The 16,098-nt window shown below is 67.5% G+C and carries 13 protein-coding genes; 6 read left to right on the forward strand and 7 right to left on the reverse strand.

From position 1 onward, the window contains the following. From ACZ63I_RS28705 to ACZ63I_RS28715, 3 genes are all read left to right on the forward strand, one after another. The coding region (locus ACZ63I_RS28705; RefSeq protein ID WP_469342051.1) for an IPT/TIG domain-containing protein at positions 1-651 on the forward strand (651 nt) is incomplete at its 5' end. Positions 652-905: 254 nt separating this feature from the next. Beyond that, positions 906-1,424 (forward strand): Ig-like domain-containing protein, encoded by a 519-nt coding sequence (locus ACZ63I_RS28710; RefSeq protein ID WP_469342053.1) that lies wholly within the window; start codon positions 906-908, stop codon positions 1,422-1,424. A gap of 700 nt (positions 1,425-2,124) precedes the next feature. Continuing rightward, positions 2,125-2,511: a lactococcin 972 family bacteriocin gene (locus tag ACZ63I_RS28715; RefSeq protein WP_469342055.1), complete on the forward strand. Its 387-nt coding sequence runs from the start codon at positions 2,125-2,127 to the stop codon at positions 2,509-2,511. 801 nt (positions 2,512-3,312) lie between these two features. Here the strand turns inward: ACZ63I_RS28715 and ACZ63I_RS28720 are convergent. Next, positions 3,313-6,042 (reverse strand): hypothetical protein, encoded by a 2,730-nt coding sequence (locus ACZ63I_RS28720; RefSeq protein WP_469342056.1) that lies wholly within the window; start codon positions 6,040-6,042, stop codon positions 3,313-3,315. 209 nt (positions 6,043-6,251) lie between these two features. Here ACZ63I_RS28720 and ACZ63I_RS28725 point away from each other — a divergent pair, with 209 nt between their 5' ends. The 3 genes from ACZ63I_RS28725 to ACZ63I_RS28735 all read left to right on the forward strand — a co-directional run bounded on the left by ACZ63I_RS28725 (position 6,252) and on the right by ACZ63I_RS28735 (position 10,340). Continuing rightward, on the forward strand, positions 6,252-6,425 hold the full coding sequence (locus ACZ63I_RS28725) for a hypothetical protein (RefSeq protein ID WP_469342057.1): 174 nt from the start codon (positions 6,252-6,254) through the stop codon (positions 6,423-6,425). Positions 6,426-7,264: 839 nt separating this feature from the next. Then, complete coding sequence (locus ACZ63I_RS28730) at positions 7,265-7,531, forward strand: MbtH family protein (RefSeq protein WP_469342058.1); 267 nt, start codon at positions 7,265-7,267, stop codon at positions 7,529-7,531. Then, positions 7,518-10,340, forward strand: coding sequence for a helix-turn-helix transcriptional regulator (locus ACZ63I_RS28735; RefSeq protein ID WP_469342059.1), 2,823 nt, complete (start codon positions 7,518-7,520; stop codon positions 10,338-10,340). The genes ACZ63I_RS28730 and ACZ63I_RS28735 overlap by 14 nt, the downstream gene beginning before the upstream one ends. A gap of 208 nt (positions 10,341-10,548) precedes the next feature. Here the strand turns inward: ACZ63I_RS28735 and ACZ63I_RS28740 are convergent, their stop codons facing one another. The 6 genes from ACZ63I_RS28740 to ACZ63I_RS28765 all read right to left on the reverse strand — a co-directional run bounded on the left by ACZ63I_RS28740 (position 10,549) and on the right by ACZ63I_RS28765 (position 15,854). Beyond that, entirely contained in the window at positions 10,549-11,718 is a 1,170-nt protein-coding gene (locus tag ACZ63I_RS28740; protein ID WP_469342060.1) for an acyl-CoA dehydrogenase family protein, read from the reverse strand. Then, positions 11,715-12,188: a YbaK/EbsC family protein gene (locus ACZ63I_RS28745; protein ID WP_469342061.1), complete on the reverse strand. Its 474-nt coding sequence runs from the start codon at positions 12,186-12,188 to the stop codon at positions 11,715-11,717. Before ACZ63I_RS28745 ends, ACZ63I_RS28740 begins: the two co-directional genes overlap by 4 nt. Positions 12,189-12,208: 20 nt before the next feature. Next, positions 12,209-13,771 (reverse strand): amino acid adenylation domain-containing protein, encoded by a 1,563-nt coding sequence (locus ACZ63I_RS28750; RefSeq protein WP_469342062.1) that lies wholly within the window; start codon positions 13,769-13,771, stop codon positions 12,209-12,211. Beyond that, positions 13,772-14,494, reverse strand: coding sequence for a thioesterase II family protein (locus tag ACZ63I_RS28755; RefSeq protein WP_469342063.1), 723 nt, complete (start codon positions 14,492-14,494; stop codon positions 13,772-13,774). It lies immediately after the preceding gene. Between the two features lie 35 nt (positions 14,495-14,529). Continuing rightward, complete coding sequence (locus ACZ63I_RS28760) at positions 14,530-14,799, reverse strand: acyl carrier protein (RefSeq protein WP_469342064.1); 270 nt, start codon at positions 14,797-14,799, stop codon at positions 14,530-14,532. A gap of 113 nt (positions 14,800-14,912) precedes the next feature. Continuing rightward, the gene (locus ACZ63I_RS28765; RefSeq protein ID WP_469342065.1) at positions 14,913-15,854 is read right to left on the reverse strand and encodes a chlorinating enzyme; all 942 of its coding nucleotides are present in this window, start codon (positions 15,852-15,854) and stop codon (positions 14,913-14,915) included. Positions 15,855-16,098: the final 244 nt, after the last annotated feature.

Here is a 16,098-nt window from a genome sequence, read left to right on the forward strand (position 1 = left end):
TTCGGCGGCAACGCCGCCACCACGTTCACCGTCAACTCCGCGACGCAGATCACCGCCGTGGCACCCGCCGGAACAGGAGCGGTGCCCGTCACCGCCACCACCGTCGGCGGCACCACCGGCCCCGTCTATTTCTTCTACCTGAACGCGCCCTCCCTCATCGCCGTCTCCCCCAACCAGGGTCCGGCGTCGGGCGGTACAACGGTCACCCTCACCGGCACCGGCCTGTCCGGAGCCACGGCGGTGGCCTTCGGCGGCAACGCCGCCACCACGTTCACCGTCAACTCCGCGACGCAGATCACCGCCGTGGCACCCGCCGGAACAGGAGCGGTGCCCGTCACCGCCACCGGGCCGGGCGGGACCAGCAACACCGTGGTGTACACCTACGTGGCGGCCCCGGTGCTCACCGCTCTCTCGCCGGCTCTGGGGCCGACGGACGCGGGGGCCGGCATCACCCTCACTGGCACCGCGATGACCACCACGACCACCGTCTCCTTCGGTGCCGTACCCGCCGCGTTCACCGTGTTGTCCGACACCACCGTCGTCGCCCAAGCGCCCGCGGGACCGGCGGGGCCTGTCTCCGTCAACGTCACCACGGCCGGCGGCGTCAGCAACTCCCGCACGTACACGCGCGTTTCACCACCCGGGATCTAGGGCCTGCCCCGAACCCCGTCGAGGGGTGCGGCGGCCTGCCTGGCGCCGCGTGGGGGGTGTGGGCGCCTGCCCGGCGTGATGCCGGGCAGGCGCCCACCCGTGTGATGCCCAGGTCCCGCCCATCCGGGGGAACCTCCGTGACCAGATCCGCGGATCGCCAATTTTTGTCATGTAATGGCAGGATTAGCCCCTTACTGTGTCGCTACTGGAGTACCGCGTCGACCTCGGCATGTGCCCGAACAAGGAGTCGAACAGTGACACGTTGGAACGATCGGGCAGCCTGGAACCTGGTCCCCCTCGCCGCCTTGACGGCGGTAGTGGCCTTCTCCTCGCCGGCAGCGGCGGCGGAGGCGTCGACGACCACGGCCCAGGCGTCACCATCGGCCGCGACGATCGGCCAACCGGTGAATCTGACCGCGATGGTGGCCTGCGCGGATGATCCCAGCGGCGGCCTGGGCATGACGTTTTTCGACGGCGGCGACATTCTGGCCACCGTCCCCGTCACCGCAGCCGGGGCCGCGGCGTACACGGCCAACCTGTCCACCGTTGGCACGCACTCGATCACCGCCGCCTACAACGGCAACGACAACTGCAGCGCCTCGAACGCCGAAACGACAGTGCTGATCTCAGCGGCGCCGACGCCTCCCACAACCCCGACCGGTTTCTGCCTCCTCGCCTGCGGCGGCCTGATCAACTTCAACGTCGGCGACATCCACAACGAGGTCAACATCTACCGCGGGGGTCGGGCGCCCTTGGTGCGCCACCACGGCTAGCCCGATCGCCGCGGAACACGGCCCGGCCCGCCGTTCCACGCAGGTCAGAACGTCTCTGCATCCCCGCGCACGGCCTCGTGAACAGTTGGAAAGCGTGTGGGGGGCGACCCCTCACGAGTTCGAATCTCGTATCCTCCGCCATTGCTCTCACCGGGCAATACGACAGTGGCTCCGACCGGTTCCGACCGGCTGGAGCCACTGTCGCGTTCCGGCCCGAGACCGGACACCGAGACCAGACACGAAAGCCCGAGGTTGGCCGCCTAAGGCGGAATATACTTCTTCCAGTTAGCCACCAAAGGCGGAATACAATACTCCGAGTTGGCTACTGAAGACGGAATATGACACTCCGAAGTTCGGATTTCAGCCAGCATTCTCAGTTCGAGGCGATAGGCGACTGGCGGCGTAGCTGTGAGATCTTCAACGAAATATCGGACGCAACCCCCCGAAGCGAGCGTCGCGAAGTGGGGAAATGTCCGGACTGAGGCGATCGGACCCGGCCAGGCCGAGTTTTCGGCCACCTGGTTCTAAATCCCTTTACAGATTGGTGCGGACCTGCGGAAGATTTCTCCTGTTCCCAACAGGGGGAATCACGGGAGGGGATTCAATGAAGATCACCGGTAGATCCGTCACTTTCGCTTTCGCGGGTGCCGCTATCGCGGCTGTCGGCCTCGCTGCGCCGGCCACCGCAGACAGTACTCAGGTGACTACCACCGCCGGCGCCACCGTCACCGTCCACCACCGCGGGGACGGCACCAAGGCCCCCGCAGAGCTGGGTAACCCCTCTGAGTGGGGTGTGGTGACGTTCAAGATGGACGCTTCGCCGGGTACCGTTCAGCCGATGTCGGAGGCGTGCATCAGCCCGTCCAGCGGTGGCACATGGTGTTACGGCTGGTACAGCACCACATCCGGCGGCACAATCATGAAGAAGTGCTACTCGAACTACGCGCAGCAGACGAAGGGGCACTCGTCCACGGCGAAGATCGGGAACGGCAGCTCTTACGATCACGCCGCGGCCGGCGACACCTCCAACGCGAGCCGCATTGCCGGTTTCGCCTACACCTGCTCCACCTACTACAGCGTGGATTAGGTTCTGCTCCCGCACCAGGCGATAGCTCTTCGGAAGGTGCGGTAGGTTGCTGCGCCACTCAGGGGCTGTGCGGTCGCCCGCGCAGCCTCAGGGTGGCGCCATCTGCGACTATGGCTGACTCACTGAACGGGGAAGAGAGATCACAAGCAGTCTGCGTACGCACGTTGTGCCGGTCGCTGCGTCGCTCGGGACGGGATTGCTGCTCGGCCTGGTGGGCCCTGTCGCGGGGAAATGGGACAACCCCGTTTGCGTTTCCGTGAGTATTCTTTTCTCCAGTGGCTGGCCGTGGGCCTGTTATGCGTTCTTGGTGGGCTGTCTTTGCCGTTCCAAGATCGAGTCAGCCTTGCTGGCATCTTTAGGGTTGGCCATCGGTGTGGTCACATACTATCTTTTCAAGGATATGAACCCCACCATTCCGGCGGGAATGGAACCGGCCACCTCCGTCCCGACCGGACTGGAATCCGGCGCCTCCCGCGAGGGGCAAATTGCCGTGTGGGGGGTAGCGTCTTTCGTGTTTGGTGCACCCGTGGGACTCGTCGGGAACCTAGCGCGAACTCCCGGAATTAGCGGCCTCTTGCTCCGCCTTCTTGTGCCATTGATTGCCTTCTTCGAGGCCACCCTGCGATTGGGTGCGGAGGCCGATGCGCAAGGGCTTAATTTTTCAGTAACCTGGAACGCGATTCGCATTGCTGCAATCGCTTCTGCTGTCGCTCTCGTCGGGCACACGGTGTGGAGCCGGCGCACCCGGCGTAGCCTTCGGAGAAGCGCCGCCGCACGCCAGTAACTGTTGGAGAAAACCTCTCACGGTGTGCCTGGGGCGGGGGACTTATCGGCGCCGGCGAGGGCCAGCCAGACTGGGTCACCGACGACGAGAGTGGAATTGGGGGCGCCTGCGGCGATGCTTTCGATGGCTTCTGCGATGTCGAACGGCTCGTGGAGCCCCTGCGGACCCGTCTCGTCGCAGATCAACGGCCTTTTGGGCTTGCCCAGGTGGGCCAGTGTCGAGCGGGCCGTTCGGGTGCGTTCGGTGTCGCCGACTTCGGTGCAGGCGACTACAGCTCGTTCCAGTATCGGGCGGGCGCCGGCGCGATCTCCTGTATGCGCGAGGAAGGTACCGAGTTGGCACAGGGCCTGGGCGATGAGTTGATGGTCTGTGCCTTCTTCGGCAAGTGCTAGTCCTTCCCGGATCCATCGGATCGCCGCCGAGCCGTGGCGGGCCGGGCACCGCGTCCAGTAGGCGGTGCCGAGTCCGATAGAGGCGACCGCCACTTTCGCCTGTGAGCCTGTTTCCCGGAAGTCGCGGACCGCCGACGCCAGGAAGGTCAGCGCGGCCAACGGTGTCCGAGGATCTTCCAGCAGGGATTGTGCGTGGGTCAGCGCCACCATGGCGCTTCCGTGCACGTCGCTCGTTTCGTGGACGAGGCGCGCCGCTCGGACCAATGCCGCGGTCGCGGCCTCGGGGCTGCCCTTCCGGCGGAGGGTATGCGCGAGAGCGGCCAGCGCCATGGCTTCGCCCCGCCGGTCGCCGCAGTTCCGGGAGAGTTCGACGTCCAGGCTGTGGGCGCGTTCGGCCCTGTCCCATTCACGGCGCAGCGCGTGGACCAGGCCAAGGTTGTGGAGCGCCGAGCTGAGCGCACCCGCGTTGCCGGCGTTCGCTGCCGCACCCACGGCTTCGGTCAGCCGTTCAATTCCCTCGTCGAAACGGCCTGTCAGACGGCAGGCATTCCCGACGAAGGCCAGCGCGGCTGCCAGATCTGCCGGCGTCAGATGTCTGGCTGCTTCCACCGCGTGCACGCCGCACTCATAGGCGTCGGCGCCGAACCAGCCCTCCTCCAGGTAGTGGTGAAGGTTGAAGGGGATCGTGTAAGCCGAGCGCCAGCGCCCGCCGTGCCGGGCGGCGGCCACCAGGGCGACGACGTTGGCCCGTTCGGCATCGAGCCAGGCCAGCGCCTGTACGGCACTGGTGAAATCATGAGTGGGCGGCGCCCCGCCCGTCGTGCTGCCTAGACAGTCGCGTGCGGCTGCCGTCAGCTTCGTGAAACGTCCGTCGATTCTCCCCGCCGCGGCCGCGGCCTCGGACGGATGCCGGTCGGCCTGCTCGGCCCCGTAGAGCCGTACCAGGTCGTGCAGCGACCACCGTTCGGCGTCCTCGGGCGACAGCAGTGCGTCGGTGTCCGCGCCACGCAGGTCGGTGCGGGTGAGCAGATGATGGCGGGCCAGACCGGCGAGGTGGCGGCGGGCATCAGGGCGGGGGAGGTCGAGTACGACGGCGGCAGTGGCCGTCGAGACGTCCGGGCCCGGCGTGGTGGCGAGCAGGCGCAGGGCGCGGGCCGGCTGCGTCGTCAGGTGCCGGTACGACAGGTCGAGGCTGGCCCGCACCGCCAGGGGCCGGCCCTCGGTGTCTTCCTCGTCGAGTTCCAGCGCGTCCAGTCGGTTGCGGACCTCGCGTAAGTCCGCTGCGTGGGCCGACAACTGCCGATCGGGGTCCGCTCGCAGCAGCGCGGCCGTAATGCGCAACGCGAGCGGCAGTCGGCCGCACAACTCGGCCAGGTCCAGGACTGCGACCGGATCGGTGGCGCAGCGTACGTCGTCGGTCTCCCCCGCCCGTAGCGCCGTGTCCAGTACGGCCACCGCCTCGTCCGGTGGCAGCGGTGCGAGGCTCACGCGGTGGGCGGGCAAGGACGAGAGCGCCTGCCGTGAGGTGACCAGGGACCGGTGCGGCGACCTGGGCAGCAGCGCGCCGACCTGGCCCAGGTCACGTACGTTGTCCAGCACCACCAACAGCGGAGTTCCTTTCGCTGTCAGGGAGTTGAGCAGGCCTTGCCAGGCATCCACCGCGCCGTCGTCGGTGCCGGGTAACTGCCGTGCCGGTACGCCCATGGCTCGCAGCAGCCTTTCCGCGACAGCGCCCGCGCGCACGGAGCCCTGCGCGCTGTACCCGCGCAGGTCCGCGAAGACGGCGCCTCCCGGAAACCAACCGCGCCCGTGCGCCTGATGGGCCGCGTGCAGGGCGAGTGCGGTCTTGCCGACCCCGCCCATCCCCGCCACCGCCGAAACGACGACTGCGGCCGAGGTCTCGGATTCGGCGGCTTCCGGGTCCAAACAGCGCAGGACTTGGCCGAGTTCGGCGGTACGGCCCGCGAAGTCGGCGGGCGGTGGCGGCAGCGTAACCGGCCCGGACACCGGCCCTGCTTCTGGTTTCAGGGCCCGGGGCCGGCCGCCGGGCCGTTCCGCTGCCCGCTCCTTACGTGCGGCGCGCACCAGGCGCAGCCAATACGCCCTGTCAGCAGGGACGTTGGCGGGGGCACCGGCACGTCGGCGAAGGTAGGCGACGAGGTCGAGAAGGAAGACTTCGCTCGCCTTCGCGGGAACCGAGATGCCGCCCAGCCACTCGCTGAGGCTTGAACTGCCCGGCCTCAGCGCGGTCGTTGGCCGACCTCCCAAGCGCCGCATCTGACCGAGCGTCGGTTCACCTGCGGCCTCGTACGCCTTCTTCAACTCGGCGAAGAACCGCTCGGTCTTGCGTCCCATCCCTGCACCGCCTCCGGCTCTGGCCCTTCCGGCCCGCGCCCGGTCCCGGAACCCTCCGGAATACCCGCCACGGCCGTCCCGACCAGGCTAGCGATGGCCCTTCACCCCGGACAGGCGGTCGCCGGAAACCCTCCGGATGCTGCTCCATCGGCATCTCACCGGTCGCGCCCCGCGGCCGTGCCGATCCCGCACGGAGCAAGGAGAACGTCATGGACCTCACCCACGCAACGCCACAGGAGCAGGCCCCCTCAACCACAGACGCGACGCCCACCGGCGCCCTGTGGAGCCGCGCCGCACGGCACTTCGCTCTCGCCATGGCCACCGGCGCGGCCGACGCCCTGGTCACTGCCGTGCTGCGGCTGCTCCAGTCGCTCTTGGGTTGAGAGCGGCAGTCGTCTCGGCACGTTGGCGAACCACCACGGACCGCCGCGCAGTTTCGTGGCAGCCGAGCTGCCTCTTTCCCTGCGACCGTCGAAGGAACGCCGTCCGTAGCTCCGGGTTCCAGGTGGGGTACGGACCTGATCCTTCTTTCGATCACGGATGTGGTCTTCTCAGGTTTGCGGCCCTCATTGACCCGAATTGGGCGAGGATTTCCTTCCTCACCCAAGCGGCGAAGTAGGCGAAGTAGGCCTAGGCGGTGCCGTGGTTCAAAGTCTTTCGGGGCCGTTTCCCGGGATTCCAATGCGGTTCATGTTCAAGATTGCGTCAAAACATTGCACAGTTCGCCCCTGGGCCGGCCGGTCAGGCGCGCCATTTGAAAAATTAGGTGTTTCTATGACGCCCACGGATCAGACGGTAAAGGTGTACACAACACGGAACAAATGGGCGCCGAGAGCGGAGCCTGGAAGGCCGCGCTGCCTTCGGTCCGCGGGCGGCCCGGCCCGCGGTCCACCAGCGCTTCGCCCAGTGGGGCCGGGCCGCTGGTCACCGATCCGGAACGACCGGGTAGGCAACGACGTTGCCGTACTTCCAGGAACACATTCCGTCCGGATGCACAGTGCAAAACCAGCCGTTCTTTTCTCAACACATCCGGATTGCCGACCTCGGCGCATTTGCAAGATCATTCACTCCGCCGTCCGGCCAGTACCCCCTGACGAAGGGCATCGGGCACCGCACCGCACCGTCGTCTTTGGTCGACCCTCCAAAGAAGATGGTGTATAAGCTGCCGTTCACATAGGCTGCTGGCCGTGCCTGCAGTTGCACGTCTCTATGGGGGAGAAGTATGTCCATCGACGAATCCGAGCGCCATCTCGTTGTCGTCAACGAGGAAGAGCAGTACTCAATCTGGCCAGAGGGAAGGACACTCCCGGCCGGCTGGCGAGCCGTGCAAGAGCCGGCGTCCAGGGAAAAATGCCTGGAATACATAGAAACGCACTGGACCGACATGCGGCCTTTGAGTCTGCGCCGCGCGATGGTGGCCGAGAGTCGCACGCCGAGTACGACGGAGACGTCGGCTCAGGAGGTGACCGCCGTTCATGGCCGGCAGTGAGTCATCTCCGCGGCATCCAGCGGCCGAGCGAGCCGCGCTGACGGCGGAGGACATGGCGAACCTCCTCGATCCGAATCGTTCCGTGCCCGCGATCGTGGAGATTCACGGCGAGCCCTGGATCGGCAAGACCCGGTTGCTGCAGCAGATCGTCGGGACAGCGAGAGAGCGAGGCTGGGCCGTCGCCCACGCCGCCGCGGTCCCCACTGCGAGTGCTTCGCCCTACCAGCTCTTCGCCGACGCCTTCGAGGAGATTCTGTCCGAAAGGGCCGAGGCGGTGCTGGAGGCCATACCGGTCGCCCACCAACGCGTCCTCGTACCGGTGTTCCCCGCCCTCGACCGGAAGGCTCACCCCGGTCCTGCGGCTTCCCCGCCGGCTGTACCGGCGGGCGCGATGGGATCGGCGCTGCGCCAGGCGTTGCGCGAGCTGGCCGGGTCGAACGGCCTGGTGCTGGCCCTGGACAACATCCACTGGGCGGACCCGGTCTCCCTGGACCTGCTGGAGAGCCTCGTACGCACGCCGCCCCATGCCCGACTGTTGATCGTGGTCGCCCATCGCGACCGGCAGTCGCCGCTCCACCTGAGCGGACTCCTGGCATCCATCCCCGGGTCACACAGAATCGAACTCGGCCCCTTGCCCGAGCAGGAGCTGACCGCTCTCCTACCGAAGGGAACGGCCCGGCCGCTGCGCAAGACCCTGCTCAGCCGTGCGGGCGGCAATCCAGGGCTGTTGCTGGCCCTGTCGGCTTCCCACGGCGCCTACGAGGGGACCGCGCCTGACGGCTCGAAACTCGCACCGTTCGCCCGCTTCCTGGACGAGTTGCGCGCCGTGTCCGACGACGGCTGGCTCGCCGCACAGTCGGCCGCCGTCCTGGGCGAGAGTTTCACCCTCCAGGAGATGCGGTCCGTGGCCGCGCTGCCCACCGAACGTCTCGCGGCGGCCACCACGGAGCTTCTGCGCGAGGACATCATCCGGCTCTGCGGGCTGGAGGGCACCTACCGTTTCCGCCATCCCGCGCTGCGGGAGACGATTTATCACACCACCGGTGAGAAATGGCGGCTGGCCGCGCACTCCGCGGCCAGCGAGCTCATGCGACTGCCTGCCGCATGGACCCACTCGGCGCTCGAACCGATGCCGTCCCGGACGCCCGTGGCCGACCACGTCCGGTCAAGGTTGCTACCGCGCGAGTTCGGCCAATCCCCCGGCGACGAGATCAGGCTCTACGAGCAGCGTGTTCGCACGGGTAAAGCCCTGGTCGTCGCAGGACGGCCGAGGGAGGCCCTGGAGATCCTCGATCGGACCTCGCGGCCGTGCATCGATGTTCCGCTGATCGTCCGGGCGGAGGCAGCCGAGTGGCGGGCGTGGGCCCAGCGTCTGCTGGGCAGGCACGCCCTCGCCGAGACGCTGCTGGAGACCGTGCGGGCAGAGGTGGCCGCCGAACCCGAGGCACTCGCGCTGGTTGAGCTGGCGCAACTCGCGGCCACGCTGGAACGAGGAAGCCTGCCCGGCGGTGACGCCCCCGGAATTCGGTGGGCCGCCGGACAGCACGACCCGTTGGCCCGCGCGTACGCCTGTTCGCTGCTCGGTGCCCAGGAGGCGGACTCGGGCCGTACGGGGCGTGCCGCCGTCCGGCTCCGTGAGATGGCCGGCCTGCTCGACGGTCTGGACGACCTCACCCTCATCGGACGGCTCGACGCTCTGTACTGGCTGGCCAGGGGCCAGTCCCGACTTGAGCAGGACGCCGAGGCCGCACGCCACTTCGAGCGCGGCCTCGGCCTGGCTGCGGCGTACGAACTCGAGTATCTGATCCCGCAGTTCGCCACAGGGCTCGCCGAGGCCTGCCTGCGTCTGGGGCGAATCGACCTCGCGATCGAGTCGGGACGCCAGGCGATGCGTGCCGCGGAACGGATCGGCGCCGACCACCTCATGGCCGAGACCGGTGCCGGGCTTGCCAGGGCGATGTGGATCAACGGCGACCAGGCGACCGCTTGGATCACGGCGCGCAGGGCCGCGGAGCAGGCGGAGGCGTGGCGGGAGCCCTGGGCGGACCGCGTGCGCCTGGCGCTGCTTGAGACGACCTTCGACACGGGTGACCAGGAGTTGTGCAAGGCTCTCCTGTCAACGGGGACCGTGCGGCGCGCGGCCACGTTCCCGATCATCGCGCTGGCCCCGGCCGCCGCTGAGATCCTGGCCCGCCTGGAGTCGCAGCGGAGCGGGTCGGACGCGGAGGCGGAGGCGGAGCGGTGGGCGACGGCGGCCGAAGCGGCCGCCGGCCGACTACAACTACCGGGTGCGACCGGACTGGCGCTGCTGGCCCGCGCGCACCAGCAGCGGCGAGCCGATCCGCTCCTGGCCGCCGCCTTCGCGTCCAGCGCGGTCGTCACGCTGACCAGAGCGGGGCGGCTGCTCGACGTGGCCCGCGCGCACCTGGCCGCTGCGGCGGCCTGGGCCGTCGTCGATTCGGCGGTGGCGCACAGCCAGCTCAACGAAGCCCGGCTGTTGCTCGACGGGTGCGGAGCACACGGCTATCTGGAATACACCGTCAGCCTGGCCGCGAACGCACCCCGTCAGTCGGCCGACGCCCGGCTGACCCGGCTGAGTTGCCGGGAGCGGGAGATCTCGGTGTTGGTCAGCGACGGCTACACCAATCAGCAGATCGCCCGTGCGCTCCAGCTCAGCCACAAGACGGTGGAGACCCATCTCGGCAGGATCTTCAAGAAGCTCAAGGTCGGTTCGCGGGCCCAGGTCGCCGCCTCGATCGGCCGGGCGAGCACGATCACGGACACGCAGTTCTCCGGCCGACCGGCGTAGACCGGCGGCGCGCGCAGATCGGATCGCCTTGGGACGCGATCTTGTGGCCCAGCCAGGAAAGTGCCTCCGCCTGGACGGACAGAGCCTCTCAAGGTTCATGGTCGCCGGGCGGGCAGGGCACTTTCGCCTTTCAGCCCCATGGCCGGTGGTACCCGAGTGAAGCGGCGAGGCTGAGCGTGGCTCGAATCGAACCGGCGGTCGGCTCCGCTCACGGTCCGTACGACATGCCCTCGAAGATCATGTCACGCATCAGCTCGCTGGCGCCCGCGGCGATCGTTCCCGCCATCGCGTCGCGATAGTGGCGAGCCGCCGCCGAACCCTCGGCATAGCCCTGCGCACCGTGGTACTGGACACAGATCCGGGCCGTCTCGACCGCCAGTTCCGTCGCCCTCAGTTTGAGAATCGAGGCGGTCTGACCGTCCAGATCGCCTTGGCTGTGACGCCATGCCGCCCGGTGTGCGAAGTGGCGTACCAGCTCGAACTCCGCCACCAGATCCGCCAGTCGATGCTTGACCGCCTGCTTCGCGGCGAGCGGCGCGCCTCCCACGTGGTGCTCGCGGACGAATGCTCCGAGCACCGCCAGACAAGCGTGAACGCCGCCCACGGCGAGGATTCCGGCGACCAGCCGCTCGAACTCCAGTGCCTTCATCAGGTACATCAGCGCGCGATCCGGGCGGCCGATCAACTGATCGTTCTCCACCCGGACCTGATCGAAGTCGATGCGGCACACATCCGCGCTGCGCATGCCGAGCATCGGCTCGGGCCGACGGGTCACACCGGGGCTCTGTCCGTGGACGAGGACCAGGCCGGCCCCCGTCAGGCCTCTGTCCGAGGTGGCCTGACGGGTCCTGACGAGGGTGACGAACAAGTCGGCTCGGGAGCCGTTCGCCACAGGCCACTTACAGCCGTTGACGTAACGGCCGGAGTCATCGGCCGACAGGGCCTCTGTACGCAGCCGGCTCAGATCCGAGCCCGCACCGTCCTCGCTGATCGCCAACGCGACGACGCGCTCTCCGCTGCGGATCCGCGGCAGGTATCTCGCCTTCTGCTCGGCGGTGCCGAACAACTCCAGGTAGGAGGCGGCCATATAGGCGTGCACCCCGACAGCCGCCCGGATGCCCGCGTAGCCTGTTCGGCCCAGCTCCTCCAGGAAGACCGCACTGCGCAGGAAGTCCTCCCCGCTGTGTCCGAGCGCCAACAGACCCTGCTCGCCCAGTGCCCGCCATCCCTTTGCCGGGATGTACGCGTTCTGTTCCCACTCCTCCGCGTAGGGCAGCACCGACTGCGCGAGCAGGTGGCGTATTCGCGCCCTGAACTCGGCGTGCCCGTCGAACGAATACGGGTCCCGTATGGCTGACTCCCCGTCCGGCGGGCTCACTTGACGGAAACCACCGTGTGCTCGTCCAGGATGTCCACGATCTTTCCTGGAATCTTGAAGACCGCGTTGGGAGTGCCGGCGGCGGCCCAGGTCTCGTCGAAGGTCAGCAGATCCTCGTCGACCAGCACGGTTAGCTGCTCGCGGTGACACAGCGGTGGCACACCGCCGATGGCGTATCCGGTGACCCGCTTGACGAACTCCGCGTCCGCCTTGCCGATCTTGCCCCCGACGTGAGCCGCGATGGCCTTCTCGTTCACCCGGTTCGGTCCGCTGGCGAGCACCATCACCCCCTCGCCCGTCGTCTCGTCGCGGAACACCAGGGACTTCACGATCTGGGACTTCTGGCAGCCCAGCGCCTTGGCCGCGTCGTCCGCGGTGCGGGTCGAGTCGGGCAGTTCGACGACGGTCAGATCCAGACCGCGCTCCTGGAGGGCGTCCTGGAACTGCTGCGCGCGCTTACTGATGATCATACTGGCGTAATTCCCCTTGCTTAAAGGTGAGATGAGAGCAGGACCCGGCGGTCGACCTTACCGGTCGGGGTCAGCGGCAGCGCGGCACAGAGGTGGATGCCGGAGGGAACCATGTACCCGGGGATCCGCCTCCTGAGGTGTGCCCGCAGCACCTCGGTCGTGCAGACCTCGCCATGCGGCACGACGAAGGCCACCAGCGCCTTTTCCCCCGTCGCGCGCTCGGTGACCATCACATAGGCCTGCTTCACGGTGGGGTGGGACTCTATGTGGTGGGCCACTTCGGCGAGTTCGATGCGGAACCCGCTGACCTTCACCTGGTCGTCCTGACGCCCTTGGAAGACCACGTCTCCGTCGGCGCGGAGATAGGCGCGGTCACCGGTGCGATAGAGACGCTCGGGCAGCCCGGCCACGTCGCGGTCGATGAACCGCTCCCGGGTGATGTCCGGCATCCCCAGATACCCCGGAGAAAGGCCGGCGCCCGCCAGCAGTACCTCACCGGTCTCACCTGGTGCGCACAGCGTGTCGTCGTCCACCACGTACAAGCGGGTGTTCTGTATCGGCCGGCCGATGGGGAGCGCCGGATCCTCCGGGCGCACTTCCCTGACAGGGTGGAACGTGGCGAAGGTCGTGCACTCGGTGGGACCGTACACACTGACCAACCGCTCCCGGCCGTAGTGCCGCAGCGCCTTCTCGATGTGCTTGAGGGAGTGCGCCTCACCACCCGTGAGAATGGTGTCAAGGCCGCCGAGGGTCTCGGGCGCCTCGTCCACGACCGTGTTGAACAGGGCCGTGGTCAGGAACAGCACGGTGACACGGTGCTCGTCCAGAACCCGCTTCAGCTCGGACAGACGCACATGCTTCCCGGGGTACAGCACACAGGTTCCCCCGTGGAGCAGCGCACCCCAGATCTCGAATGTCGCCGCGTCGAAGGAGACGGAAGCCAACTGCAACAGCGTGGTGTTCGCGTCGAGGCGCGCGTATACGGCGCCGAACACCAGGCGCGCGATCGCCTGGTGCTGGATCGTGACGCCCTTGGGTCTGCCCGTCGAGCCCGAGGTGAAGTTGATGTACGCGATGTCCTGGGGGCCGACGGGCACTGCCGGGTTCGTCCGGCCGCGCGGCGGCTCGGCGTACGTGGCAGGGACGACCTCGCACTCGGGGAAGCGCTCGGCGAGCGCGGTGTCCCGATCGGTGAGCACCCGGCGACAGCGGGCCTGACCGAACAGGGTACGCAGCCGTTCATCGGGCCATGAGGCGTCGAAAGGGAGATAGGCCGCACCGCACTTGAGCACCGCGAGCAGGCCCACGATCAGTTCGGGGGACCGCTCGACGCACACCCCGACGGCATCGCCCGGGTGTACGCCCCGCGACCGCAGCACGTCCGCGAGACCGTTGGCGAGTTCGTTGAGTTCGCCGTACGTCAGCGTTCGGTCACGGTGGACGACGGCCACGGCGGCGAAGTGCCGGTCCACGCAGTCCTCGAAGAGATCCTTGACGCTGGACTCGTCGGGAAAGGGAACGGCGGTCCGATTGATCTCCTTGTGGATCGACAGCGCCTCCGCTGTGCAGACCAGGCTCTCCACTCACGTCCCCAATCGGGCGTTGACGACCGCCAGCAAGGGCCGGCTGTGTGTCTCCAGGAAGAAGTGCCCGCCGGCCATGTCGAGCAGCTCACAGTCCCGCTCGGTGAAGAGCTTCCAGTCCCGCATGGACTCGCGCCCGTCGATCGGGTCGTCCTGGCCGTACAGGGCGGTGACGGGTACGGTCACACCCTTGTCGTGCCGGTCACCCCACAACTCCGCCAGCCGGATCTCCGCGCGCGTTGTCGGCAGGAAGAGCCTCATCAGCACCTCGTCGTCCAGGACTTCGGCGGGGGTGCCACCCATGTCACGGAGGGCGTCCAGGAATCCGGCGTCCGTCAACTCGTGCAGGTACGGGCGGCGTTGGGGATCGCTGGGGCTGCGGGACGCGGCGAGGAAGAGCCTCCGGGTGAGATCACCGTGCTCGGCCACGGCCACATGGGCCAGTTCGTAGGCCAGTCGTGCCCCGAAGCTGTGGCCGTAGAAGGCGTGGGGCTCGTTCAGGTAGGGGGCCAGGGCCGCATAGGTGTCCGCGATCAGCGGCTCCCACTCGGTGTAGTGGCCTTCCGCCAGTCTTGGCCCCCTGCCGGGCAGCCTGACAGCGAGCAGTTCGATGTGAGCGCTCAGACCGTCCGCCCAGGCCCTGAAGAGATCGGGGCTTCCGCCTGCGTAGGGGAAACAGATCAGCCGGGTGACCGGCACGCCGGACGCCGCCCTGAGCCTCATCACCCATCTGTCGCTGTCAGGCAGCACCGTGGCGCCTAGCTCTCGCCGACGGCGCCCACGGGCGAACCGTTGCGTCGGATCGTCGCCGCGATGTCCCGCAGCCTGCTCTCGGCGTACAGGTCGTCGGGGGGCAGGGCGTCCTCGCCATATGTCCCTTCTGCCTTGCCGATCAGCCTCATCGCGGTCAGCGAGGTACCGCCGGCCTCGAAGAAGTCACTGTCGGCATCCGTGACCGGAAGGCCGAGATCCTTACAGGTCTCCACCACCCAGGCGTCGATCTTGTCGTCATTGTCGGAAGCACTCATGGCGCTACTTCGTCTCCTCTCGCGCTCGGCGCTGTGGCCTTGGCTCGGACGTGCCGGGGCGTGCGGGGGCGGACGCCCCCCTCCGGGAGGGGAACCCGCCGACGCGCAGCCGCCTAGCGGACCGGGAAGCGGTATCCGTTGACCGTGGTGTCGACGAATCGGTTGTGCTGGAATTCGTCCTTGCCGGAGACGAGCACATTGCCGAACTTTTCGAGGCTCGCGGCACCGCCGAACTCCTCAAGGGCGTCGGAGTACGGATAGACCTTCACGGACGTCGGAAGATAGCGACTGGCGAATCCCAGCCGCATCTGGTCGGTGAGACCACTGTGCGGGTGAGACGCATGCATCAGCGTCGACCAGAAGATGATGAACTGGCCCTGTCGCATCACCTGGGATTCGGCCTTCGACTCGTCCGGACTCCAGTCGGGGTCCTTCTGCAGTTGGCGGTAGTCATAGCCGAAGAATCCCCTCCGCACACCGCCCTTTTCCTTCTTGTTGATGGAGTCGGCGTCGTACGTCATCGTCTTCGACTCGTCGTAGTTCATCGTCCTGTGCGAACCCGGGATGAACTGCAGGCAGCCGTTTTCGAGCGACGCCTCGGTGAAGGCGGACCACACGGTGATGGTGCCACCGAATTCGGCGTCCTCAGGCCAGACGATCTGCGGGTGCTTGGAGCCGGCCACGTTCGAGAAATTGTCGGCCTGGTGCCAGTCCGTGCCCTCGTCACCGGGGTACTTGGGGAAGAACTCGCTCCGCCAGCACAGCACGTCCGGGCCCAGCAGACTGGAGACCCGTTGGACGATCTCGGGCCTGGCGATGTGCTCCGCCAGGAAGTCGACATCGAGATGCCGGTCGTAGCTGGCCAGATTCGTGCTGCCCGAAACAGCCTTGTCCTGACTGTAGATCGCTTTCTTGCCGCTCAGCAACTTGGGACGCAATGCGCGGAGATTCTTCTCCATCTCTTCGGCTTCATACAGGTCAAATGGACCTATGAACCCGTTGCGATGGAACTGCTCGATCTCCTGGTTCGTGAGAGAGAAGTCCAGATCCTGCATTTCATACCTTTCGCCGAACACACACTGGAGCAGAGCTGGAGAACGGAGACCCAAAGAGGTGAAATCGACCTCGGATTCCTGCACCACCGCGGCGCGCCGCCCCAGGGTCGAGCCGGGCCGACAACGCAACGAGGCAGAAGGCAAGGTGCCGTCATCGTCGCCTCTTCGCAATCACCGTCAGCGCGCAACGCAGTCTGGCACGGAACGTCGCTGTGTCCGAGGAGTTGCCGCCCTTCGCCGGGTA

It is taken from the genome of Streptomyces sp. NPDC087906 (assembly GCF_055584925.1).